4 protein-coding genes and 1 pseudogene are annotated in these 11,397 nt (G+C 41.2%); 4 read left to right on the forward strand and 1 reads right to left on the reverse strand.

All coding sequences use genetic code 11. The features are described from left to right. Positions 1-625 precede the first annotated feature (625 nt). The gene (locus R7E78_RS21755) at positions 626-1,849 is read right to left on the reverse strand and encodes a chromosome partitioning protein ParB (protein ID WP_318058235.1); all 1,224 of its coding nucleotides are present in this window, start codon (positions 1,847-1,849) and stop codon (positions 626-628) included. A gap of 180 nt (positions 1,850-2,029) precedes the next feature. Between R7E78_RS21755 and R7E78_RS21760 the strand changes: the two genes are divergently transcribed. The 4 genes and pseudogenes from R7E78_RS21760 to R7E78_RS21775 all read left to right on the forward strand — a co-directional run. Then, positions 2,030-3,202 carry a hypothetical protein gene (locus R7E78_RS21760; RefSeq protein ID WP_411913762.1) on the forward strand — a complete coding sequence of 391 codons (1,173 nt, stop codon included), beginning with the start codon at positions 2,030-2,032 and terminating at the stop codon, positions 3,200-3,202. Positions 3,203-3,561: 359 nt separating this feature from the next. Then, positions 3,562-7,671, forward strand: coding sequence for a hypothetical protein (locus tag R7E78_RS21765; protein WP_318058237.1), 4,110 nt, complete (start codon positions 3,562-3,564; stop codon positions 7,669-7,671). 689 nt (positions 7,672-8,360) lie between these two features. Next, positions 8,361-10,370: an RNase E specificity factor CsrD gene (csrD, locus tag R7E78_RS21770; RefSeq protein WP_262640744.1), complete on the forward strand. Its 2,010-nt coding sequence runs from the start codon at positions 8,361-8,363 to the stop codon at positions 10,368-10,370. Between the two features lie 11 nt (positions 10,371-10,381). Beyond that, positions 10,382-11,323 (forward strand): annotated as a pseudogene (locus tag R7E78_RS21775) (MSHA biogenesis protein MshI); the annotation flags it as partial. Positions 11,324-11,397 lie beyond the last annotated feature (74 nt).

Consider the following 11,397-nt stretch of genomic DNA (forward strand, 5'->3'; position numbering starts at 1 on the left):
AGTTAAAGGTTAGCTCTGGTTTAAACAAAGCAAATTATGGTTTATTTGCATTTCTATATATTGGGACTGATTCAATCAATGAATTCCGCTACTATTTTTAACAGTTCAGAGGCAGGCCTAGCCGACGTTGCGTTTTTATAGACCACAACCTTATCGCCGTACTGGACTATAAGGTTTCCGGCATCACTTAGCGTGACTGATGCGATTACCTTTTCACCCATCTCATCTTGTATTATGTGCAGTATGTCTTCCGAAGTCATGTAGTTAACCTAGTGGCCTCAAAGTGTGACCCTGCAAAGTAGCTACTGCCAACGATGAATATGTCATATTTGATTGTCACCTCTCTGGCTAGGTTTGTTCGATCTATATGGGCTTTAAGGCAACGTTTACATGTAATGCTCCATCGGCTCAAAGTCTGTTGGGATGAAGCTTGGATAGTTAGGTCAAATTCGGCGAAATCCCTTTGTAGACTTACATTGTCGACTGTAAACAAATATAAAGCGTTTTTATCCAGCAGGCTCAGTTCTTGGACTAGCTCTCTCATAGACTCCCCTTACTTATCGAACGTCATCGTTACTCTCTAGGGTTAAGAAGGCAGGCTTACGCTATGCCTGCCTAACCATCTTTATTGTTTTATTTGGACATTGCTTTGTTTCTGAATTCGTTTGGGGGTAGGGCCTTTGGGTACGCATGGGACTGTAAATGGCTCGTTAATATTACCAGCAGCGGTAAGAGGAATTTTGTTCCCACTTTCATCTTTTTTATAGCGAGCAACTCGACGTACGGCGATCTTGTTGCCCGCAATCGTAAGACCGAGGTGCGAGTTCCATCCTTTAAAGATCGCAGATAGTTTGCAAAGAAGGGAATAAGATGTTGATTCGTGGACAATTGACTGAAGGTAATTCCTAACCTGATATTCGATATCTTCCTCAGAGCTAAGTCCTAATGAAGAGATTACACGAGTTAGATATGTTTCGGGACAAAGAGGTAACTCTTTATACTCGCAAACAGATAGTTGTTTTTTGATTAGGTAGTGTGCGAACGCATAGATTGTTTCAGATGCTTGGCTTTCAAGTCTATGTTTTTTAAATACTTCTGAGATGAAATGAACCGAAAGTGCTAGTTCATTATGCTCTTCCACATATGCCAGTATTTCTGCGGGTTGAAACGATGTCCCTTGCGTCCCACGAAAGGCGAATGGATTTCTAGTCATGTCAAACGCTTTGGATAGCATGGCTACGCGAGACAGGACTGGAGCACTAACCTGAACTCCTGCCATCTCCAATACTTGCGATCTTGAACGTATATTTCCCACATCGATATGGGCAAAGCTCAGATCGTCAGTAACACCATAAGTAATAGGCGCTATAAACCCCACACAAGCCTCACAGGCTGCCTCTAGTCTATGGTGGCCGTTCAGGATTTCACCTTCATAAGAAATGATAATTGGCTCACCAGTTAGACACCACTCGCCCCTTCTCATAGCTTCTGAATACTTTTTTACTTTGGGTTTACTAAGCCGCCTATTTTTATTTTTTTTGTTTACTGTTCCTCGACTCGAAAACTTCAACATATCTCTTGCCAACTGAGGGCTAATGAAAATGGTGATGTGTTTAAGAGTCGTTTGTACAGCCTTTACCCCAGCGTAGTACTTAGCGTTCTCTTTGAAAATCTCTTCTAACTGAGTGGGGGAAAGTGTTTCGGTCGAGTTTTTTAGCAGACTGGTTGAACTTGCTAGATAGCTTGTCCGCTCGCTTTCGTCAAAGTGACTCACTAAGCTGTTTACAATCGAGTTCTCTAGATCTGCATTTGAGACTCCATCGGTATCCCCGATACGTAATTCTGTCATGTTTTTATCCTTTGGTCGGTCTGTGGCAACATAGTGCGCAAGAGTACTAATTAGGTAGTACTCACCGAATATTATTGATCCGACATGCATGTCGGATCAAATTTTATTTGTAAATTAAACTGAGATAACCACAATGTTGGACATAAAGAATTGAAAGCCATAGAACAAAAAATATCTGGCATGTTGCTTTCGACTAAGGGCAAAACTTGTAAAACCCTCATAACAACTATGCCGATGGTTGCAATTGATGCCTATTTTTCCACCGAGAATGTTAGATCGGAATTGAAGTGGATCATTGATGCAGCAACCAATGCGACAAACTTAGATAAAGTAAAAGCTATTCAAGCCGAGCTTGAGGAGCGTGTGGTCAAAGGCGAAGTTTTTGCACCACTTTCTATCACGTTTGCTATTGAGGGGAAGCCTGTCTTGGATGGGACTTCTCGTAGCCTGTCATCTTTGGCTTTCAATTCCAGCAGTACCCATATTGTTGGTAATGTGCTGACATTCGTGGCTATTTGCAGGATGTTGGGAATTAAGACTTTCTTGTTTAGCTCAAGGTTAAGTGCGAAAGAAATTAATCAAAAAAGCTTAGCTCGGCAGCGATTAGCAATGGAAGAAGTTGAAGTTCGAGTTATTTTTGATGATGAGAAAGGGTTGAATACCGCAGATGTCGTTCACTTATTTAAAAAAAGTGCGCTCTTCGACACGGCTCTAAATCTGCCTCATGTTAGTGAAGGTAATAGCTTGTCTGGTGACAGTGACTTCCCATTAAGTCCATTCATTTTTCAGTTAATCAAAGACACAGATATCGAGTCTTATGGTGGTGTCAACTTTGATGCTAAACATGTAAAGGTGTCTGAGAGTACTATTACCACCCAATATGTTCTGTTTAAGTTGCTCGTTGGTGCGGTAGCCGGAGCTGGCACTCAAGAGTACAGCAAGATGCCTAAAGACATAACATTAGAATCGGGAGAGAGTTTAACATCGGTACTTGCATGTGGTTATATGAATAACATCTCAGCATTCATGAGAGGATGGCTGAAGCCTTTGAAAGAATCGTTCGTCAATAATCGCTCAGGATATCAACTATCTCCTCAGGTTTGGCAAGCATTAGGCCTAGTTATTCATCAACTTGTAGCGGATGGTATGTTACCCGATGAACTTGAGAATGTAGGGCTAGTACTGGGGAAGCTTGACTATAGCAAGAATGCTAAGCATTGGAAAAACTGTTCTGTGATGGAACTAGATGCTCAAGGTCGACTTTATAAAAATGCCGCAAACTCTACACGTCAGTTTAGGTTTGGTTTGCAGGAGTACTTCTTGAAAGTGATCAGTGATGAGGCTTGCAATTAATAAAGTACGCAAGTTTCCAGTTTGGCTAACGCCTCTTAAGCACAAATCCAACACCGATTGAACTGATGTGGCTAGCTTAGAATTGCCCCGAAATGAGTTGAGCATTCATTTCAGTCACATTCAATTCAGAGTATTTCACGATACAAAAACTAATGTGATAGGTAAGAACTTGGCTACCTGTTTACTAACAATCAATTGGAGAGAGTGGCCTAATGTTTTAGCTGCTGAGTGGCTACGATTGTGCGTGTCAATCACTAATGTTTAGTTTGTCTATATGTAACATGTTGAAATAAAACTATTAGGTGATTAATGTTTGGGATAAAATTCGAACGATAACATTTATACCAATAGAGGTTTGCATGGCTGACTTACGATTGATGTCTGGCGATTCTTTAGCCAGAAAACATGTTGTGTTTATTCATGGATTAGGTGGCAATGCTGAAACTACATGGCAATCGAGAGATTCAGAAAAAGTTTTTTGGCCTAAGTGGTTACATGAGGACATAGAAGATGTATGTATATGGTCGATTGGTTACGAGGCTCCTAAACTAACTGTGCGAGATTCAGGAATGGGTCTCCTTGATAGAGCGCAAAACGTACTTGAGACACTCTTAGCTGAGCAGCAACTAAGTAAGGGTGAGCTGATACTAGTAGGTCATAGCTTAGGCGGACTAATTATTAAACAGTTACTTAGATTGGCAAGCGATCAGAATGGGCGTAAGGGTGCGATTGAACTTATAAATAGAATTACTGGTGTGGCGTTTTTAGGCTCACCTCATACTGGTGCAGATCTAGCGCAAACAGGTAATTCTCTTTTCGGGCAATTGTTTCTCAAGCTATTCTTACATCAACCTTCTGCGGCAACTGCCTCATTAGAGCGCAACGATGCCACTCTACGTGATCTGAATACTTGGTATCGAGGATGGTGTCACGATAAAGACATTCGGCATTTAGTGTTGGTTGAAACCAAGCCATATTTAATATTTGGAAGGATTGTTAAGGCTGATAGCTCAGATCCAGGCTTAAAAGAACGGGCAATTCCAATAGATGCTCATCATATTAATATAAGTAAGCCATCTGCAAAACAAGATGATATATATAAGCATATTAAGAAGTTTGTGGCTGAAGATACACTATCCAAACAAGCTAGTTGGTTACGAGCTAATTTTGGGAGAGATTACAGTGGCTGGGAGGAGTATGGTAATTGGGCTAAGTGCCCAAAGGGCATTGAGGAAGAATACATATTAGATCAAGCTGTGCGCCTTCACAATTCTTCCTCTAATGACTCAGAAGGGTTAGCTACAGTTGATGCATTGAATTTGCTTCGAAATCGCTTACTCAAAGCTGGCGCGTCTATTCGTTTAGTCGGGCTGTCAGGTGTAGGTAAAACTCGCTTCGTACAAGCACTATTTGATGACAGAATCGGGGAAAATGCTCTTGATAAAGAGAGCGTGTTCTATTCGGACATTAGTCTATCTCCTTCACCCACTCCACGAGTTTTAGTCGAACGGCTTGTTAGAGACAATATTCAGTCCGTTATTGTAGTGGATAACTGTGCCCCTGACTTGCATCGTGAACTTACCAATTTATGTAAAGATAACAGCAAAGCTAGAATCCTAACTGTTGAATACGACGTTAGAGAAGATCAGCCAGAGGAAACTGAAGTTTATACTTTAGAGCCAAGTTCTAGTGAGCTTATCGAAGCAATGATTTCATCAAGATTCCCTCATTTAAGTAAACAAACCACTGAGAAAATCGCTGATTTTTCAGGCGGTAATGCAAGAGTGGCTAATGCACTTGCCTGTACTGTTGAGAAAGATGAAAACATATCCAGATTAAAAGATGAAGAGTTGTTTAAAAGGCTGTTTCATCAGCGCCATGATTCAGATATTGGCTTAGAAAAAGCAGCCGAGGGGTTATCATTAGCTTATTCATTTCAGTTGGAATCTGAAAATGACTTTAGTGAAGAGTTAAAGTTACTCGGTGGAATAGTAATGCTTCCTCCTCATGAAATGTACAAGTTTGCTAAAGAGCTGAAACGACGAAACTTAGCGCAAGAACGTAGCATTTGGATGGCGATATTACCTCACCCTATTGCGAATAGACTAGCCCGTTTAGCGTTGCAGAACGTACCACATTCAAATGTTGTTAAGTTCATAAACAGCAACACACAACCAAGACTGCTTAAGTCATTTTCACGTCGTATTGGGTACCTTAATGATAGCGAAGAAGCTGTTAAGCTAGCATCATTTTGGCTAGAGGCTGATGGAGTAATAGATCTACTTTTTAAAAAAGGTAATGACGACTTATCGATCTCATTGTTGGGCAATATTGCCCCAGTTATTCCAAATGAAGTGCTCACCTATCTGGAGCAAAGAGCAAAATATGATTCAGATTTCTTAAGTAGGGAGAACCCTCACTACATATCAATTACAAGGCTTCTTCGTTCTCTAGCATATGAAGATGACTTGTTCGGTCAATGTTTTGATCTGCTCTGTCGTTTCGCATTATCTGAAAAAAAAGGAGAAAATAACAACTCAGTTAGAAGCTTACTTTGTAGTTTGTTTCAGCTTTATCTATCAGGTACACACGCTAAAGTGGAACGTCGAGTTAACTGCATTGGTAAACTCATAGATAGCACGAATGAAAACGAAAGAGAACTGGGATATGAGTTACTCGATAGCTCGCTAAAGACTTACCATTTTTCATCACGTTATGGTTTTGATTTTGGTGCTAAATCAAGAGACTTTGGTTACGAGCCTCAAAGTCGAAAGGATGTGCTTTCTTGGTATCGTGAATACTTATTGCTTATTCGGAATCTTGCTTCGTCAGGTAATGTTATTGATGAGCGTATCAAAGAGGTTTTTGCTAGTCATATTAGGGGGCTATGGAAAATAGCTGAACTACACGATGATCTCGAATCTATATCCAAAAGCTTCTGTAGCAAAGGGGGATGGCCACGAGGCTGGTTGGCTTTAGGGACAACATTGCGGTTTGATTCAGCATCAATGACGAAAGAGCACAAAAACCGACTTAAAATGTTGAGGGCAACTATTGCGGCTCAAGATCTAGATGGTCAAATGGAGCTATATGTATTTGCTGATAACCATGATTACTTCGGTCTTGATGAGCTAAATGAAGAAGGTGAAACGGTAAAATGGGGCTATGAAAAAGCTCAAGAACTCGCAGAAGAACTAGGCACACATGTTGCTCAAGGACATTATAACTATCTTATAAACAAGTTAGCTCGGATTCTTACAACTATGAGTACTAACAACCACCTATTTAGATTTGGTTATGGAGTTGCGAGCGGAATAGATGATATTGAAAAGGTATGGGAGGATATCGCCACCTGCCTAGAAAAGCTAGATATCGAAAAAGTAAACTCGAACTTTGTCGGAGGTTTTGTTAGATACGTTTACGATAATGACTCTGATAAAGCACAATTGATTTTAGATTACTTATTAAACAGCGATAGACTAAGTCAGATATACCCATTGGTGCAGTTTGATTGTCCTCTAGATGAAGTTGCTGTAGGTAGGCTCATAACATCGTTAAAAAACAATACTTCTCCGAGCTGGATGTACCGAAATATGGCATCTGGTAGACGGCATGAGTCAATATCTGACTTTGATTTAATTACTATCTTGGATTTGCTCTGGTTGCAACCAAATGGGCACAGCGCAGTTATTGAAATACTAACCATGAGGTTTCATGGATTGGAGAGACAAGCCATTTATGCTCCTAGTGTGGATTTGATTAAAAAATGCAGGGAGTTCTTACTGAAGCATGATTATAGCCGAGAACAACGAGACTATGGTGGCCGAGATTATTCTTTGACGCAGATAGCTAAAGTATGTTTTTTGGAAGATGAGGCTGGGGAAGATGCTAACACTCTGTTCAAAAAATTGTTTGAAGGTATAGCTACTTATAAAGTTTATGCTTTTGACTATGGGGAGTTTCTATCAACTTTAATCGAACTACAGCCGACCCAAGCCTTAGATGTATTTCTCAAGGATGACAATGTGTCTGATCAAATCGCAACGAGTCATTTATCTAGAGAAACAAGCCCATTCTCCAAGCTCCCTATTGATAAAGCTATAGCTTGGTGCAAGGAATCACCAATATACAGATTTAAAACTCTAGCATCATCGATCACTCCATATGAAAAGAATGGTGAACACCTTAAACTAACCGACTTGGCAAAAGCGCTAGTCAACGAAAGTCCTGAACCGTTGTTAGTGATTGAAGCTTTCGAAAGGGCAGCAATCCCCATGTCTTGGAGTGGTTCACGTGCATCTGTAATTGAACAAAGAGCTGAAATATTTGAGGAGCTTCTTTCCCATGAAAACCCTGATGTTGTAGAAAGTACGAAAATGATACTTAGCAAGCTAGAACAAAGAGTAGAACGAGAAAGAGCCGACGAAGAGTTAGAGTCAAGGCAATCAGAAGAACGGTTTGAATGGTGAATTTAGAGGAATACTGGCTGGCTCTTGCTCATTAGAGAGTTAGCCATATATTTCCTAATCCAAACCTCAAAATCTAGAGCAAAGGAGCTAGCTTGCTTTTGTCCAAAGGTGTGCTGACGGGGTGTAAAAAAAACAGGTATTGATGCTGGATGGTTTAGAGAAGATGAAATCGAGGAGTTTCTAGAGTAGCGGTACATACTTAGTAATCAGAAGACTTTTCTGTGACAATGAATGGCTAGTGAAATGTGTACTACTATACGGCTAGAATGTACCATTACATACAAGAAGCTTAATGTGTTTTTGTAAAGTTTCATTGATTTTTGTGACTTTTTTTACGAAATTCTTTACGTTTTTTTTGGTTTTTGGTTTTTATTTGTTGTTTAACAATACCTTAAAGGGTGGCTTTTTCTTCAAGGTAACCATAACCCTTTTAACGAAAGACAAAATAAAAAATGTTGAAAAATACACTAAAGGCCGCGAATATCGCGGCCTTTTTTATTGTCGCAATCTGATGATCTCACAGGCTTATCTTGGCAAGGTTAGGCGTAACAATAAAACTTATCAATGAGTGTGATTTTCTTTATGCTCCAGCCTCTCACTATCAGACTAATCCGATTGTTTGATGAACTCTTATCAAGTATAAATATTTCAATAAGGTATATGATGAATAAAAAAGGAATTTGGTATTCATGAGGTATACCCCAACTCTTAAGTTAAGCACACGGCTGGTGGCCTTTGTCACCATGATCGTTATCTGCGCCATGTTTATCTTGTTTGTCGGTGGCACCCTCTCTTTTAAACGTCTTGGGCAGGAATATCTCACCCATTATTTAGAAGGGATCGTAGAGGTGGTCGACAAGGAGATGGAAGATCCTGACGCCGCTTATTCTATGCAGCGCTGGATGCCGAAGATGCTGCAGGCTTCCAATATTGTCGAAATGACGTTGTCGACCAACAACGCCGTTGTTTATCGCTTCAAAGATACTTCTCATCAAATGGAAGCGTCAGTCTTGTTTGAGGCTGAGTACCAGTTGACTCACAATCAAGATTACACGATTCACTTTAAAGCAATTCCCCCTTACTTAGGTTACAGCTACTCAATGCAGGCGCTTTGGTCGATCACGCTTGCCGTTGTATTGATCATCTTCTGCTTAATGCGCGGCGTGGCATGGCTTAAGGAGCAATTAGAAGGCTCCGAAATGCTCGAAGAGCGAGGCAGAATGATCCTAGCTGGTAGGGTGGAGCAGTATGCTAAAGGTGACAAAAAAGAATGGCCTTACACCGCCAGTGAAGCGCTCGATGTATTAATCGAAGAGTTACAAGATGCGCGTCAAGAGCGAAGCCGATTTGATACCTTTATTCGAACTCAAACCTTCCTTGATAAGCTAACCGGTACCGCTAACCGAGTGTTATTTGATAGCAAGTTGGAATCGGCGTTACTAGAAAGTGGGGCTCGCGGCGCCGTGTTGCTAGTGCGTATTCAAGACTGGAAACTGGTTGAAGAAGAGCAAGATAAGCAAATTATGGATGAGTTTATTGTTGAAGTTGGGAGTTTATTGTCCAATTTAGTTCAACGATACCCAGATGTTGTATTTTCCCGTTATTACGATGCTGATTTTGCGCTTTTTCTACCGCACCAAAGTGCGAAAGATGTGGCTAACCTTGCCTCGCAATGCATTCGCCAGTTAGAAAAGTTAATGCCGCCAGAGCCACTTGATCCAGACAACTGGTGCCATATTGGCATCACCACTTATAAAGAAGGTGAGCGACACAGCCAAATCATTGATGAAGCCGAGACTGCTTTGCGTAGTGCGCAACTACAAAATAACAATAATTGGAGTCGCTTCAAAAAATGGAACCACGATGAAGAAGCTCGCGGAAGTGTGAGGTGGAGAACGTTATTTGACACAGCACTTACACCTGAAAGTGTGATACTCTACGCACAATCTGTGCACCCAATAAGTGACGCGACGCATAAAAAATCATTATATGAAGAGTTAACATGTCGGATTCGCGATCCTGAGAATGGGATTGTTAAAGCGTCTCGGTTCATTTCTGCGATCAGACAGGTTGGTTATGAAGCGCAAATGGATAAGTCGGTTATTAATAAATTCTTAAGAGAGTTTAAGGGTAATTTTGATAACTCAAGATCGTATGCGCTCAATTTGAATGTAACGCCATTTTCTAACCGAGAGTACTTTAAATGGTTTCGTGATGAACTCTTACAGTTGTCACGTGAGCAGAGAAAGTGTCTCAGTTTTGAGTTTGTTGAAGCACAATTTGTAAGACACTTAGACTTTATGCGACCAGTCGCTAAAATGCTGGCCGGTTTAGGGTGCCACTTAATGGTTGGGCAGGCTGGGCGTACCATCGTCAGCACTCACTATTTAAAAGAAGTGGACATTCGTTACCTTAAACTTCATCGCAGTTTAGTAGCAAAAATCGACCAACGACATGAAAACCAGCTATTTGTCCGCAGTATGCTAGGTGCGGCGGCAAACAGTAAAACTAAAATTATAGCAGTGGGAATTGAGAATCAGAACGAGCTCAACACATTAATTGAGCTCGGGGTTTATGGTGGGCAAGGGCGTTACTTTTCTGCGGAGCAGCAGTTTCTTCCTCGTCCCCAAGCGTTGCCGAATTCTCAATCAGAATCCCAAGTTAAATTGGGAAGACGAAATCGCTGGCGGAAAAAATAAAGATAATAATCATGGATTTCAAAGCACTATTCGACAAGCTTAAGCGATCATCTAGTGGTGGTCGCTCCTGCTTTTTGGTTATTCAGCCAGACGCCGTTTATTTATCATCTTCAATCAAAAGTAGTCGTCCATACCAATTTGATATTTCTGAGTCCAATTGGGAAAAAGCCGTTGAGCAAGCATTGAGCGTTGCAGCGAGTGCGTATGATTCATTAACGGTTGTTCTTTCTCATAACTATTACCAGATGTACCAAATCGACAAACCGGTCATGCCGCGTCAAGAATGGCCAGCCGCATTACCGTTTTTGTTGAAAGAACTGATCTCTGAGCGCGCCATCGACATTATTGCCGATGCGGTCGAGTTACCGAATTCAACCAAAGTGCAAGCATACGTCTTATCGCGAAAAATATTGGATAAGATTGTGTTACTGGCCAGTCGATCCCAGTTACCATTAGAAGCCATTCTTCCTGAAGACGATATTTGGGGAGAGACTGCGGGTGAACTAGGAAACTTCCTATTATTACAACGCAGTGTGCGTGGTCATTTCCGTATAAGCGCTTTTGTCGAAAATACTATTGCGTTCCACCGCTCTATTCGCAGTGTGACGCCACCGTTAACGGGGGGGCCGTCTAGCGATTTACAGATGGACAGTCTGTCGTTAGAACTGCAACGTTCGATTGACTATCTTTCATCTCAGTTACGCCACGTGCAATTACATCAATTGAAAGTGTGCTGTGATGAAGAGGATGAGAGCGAGCTTGTTCAGGCTCTGAACTACCGTTTAAGTACTAAGGTTTCACCGTTATTACCACCAGAACATGAGCTATCAGGACATGTTTTGGCTGACACTGCGGCTACTTCAAATACTCGACGCGTCAACTTATATCCCGATTACTTAAAGCCGAAAAAAGAGCTCCTGACGCTAAAAAATATCGCGTTATCTTGGGGCGTGATCTGCTCCAGCCAGACTGGACACTCCATTAAGCGACATTTTGTTGTTCAAAGTTAACTGGGCTTAGATACCCG

The sequence above is a fragment of the Vibrio sp. YT-19(2023) genome (assembly GCF_033337395.1).

Coding starts and splice junctions, on each gene's coding strand:
- csrD (WP_262640744.1), top strand. CDS start 8,361: ATGAGGTATACCCCAACTCTTAAGTTAAGCACACGGCTGGTGGCCTTT.
- R7E78_RS21760 (WP_411913762.1), top strand. CDS start 2,030: ATGTTGCTTTCGACTAAGGGCAAAACTTGTAAAACCCTCATAACAACT.
- R7E78_RS21755 (WP_318058235.1), bottom strand. CDS start 1,849: ATGACAGAATTACGTATCGGGGATACCGATGGAGTCTCAAATGCAGAT.
- R7E78_RS21765 (WP_318058237.1), top strand. CDS start 3,562: ATGGCTGACTTACGATTGATGTCTGGCGATTCTTTAGCCAGAAAACAT.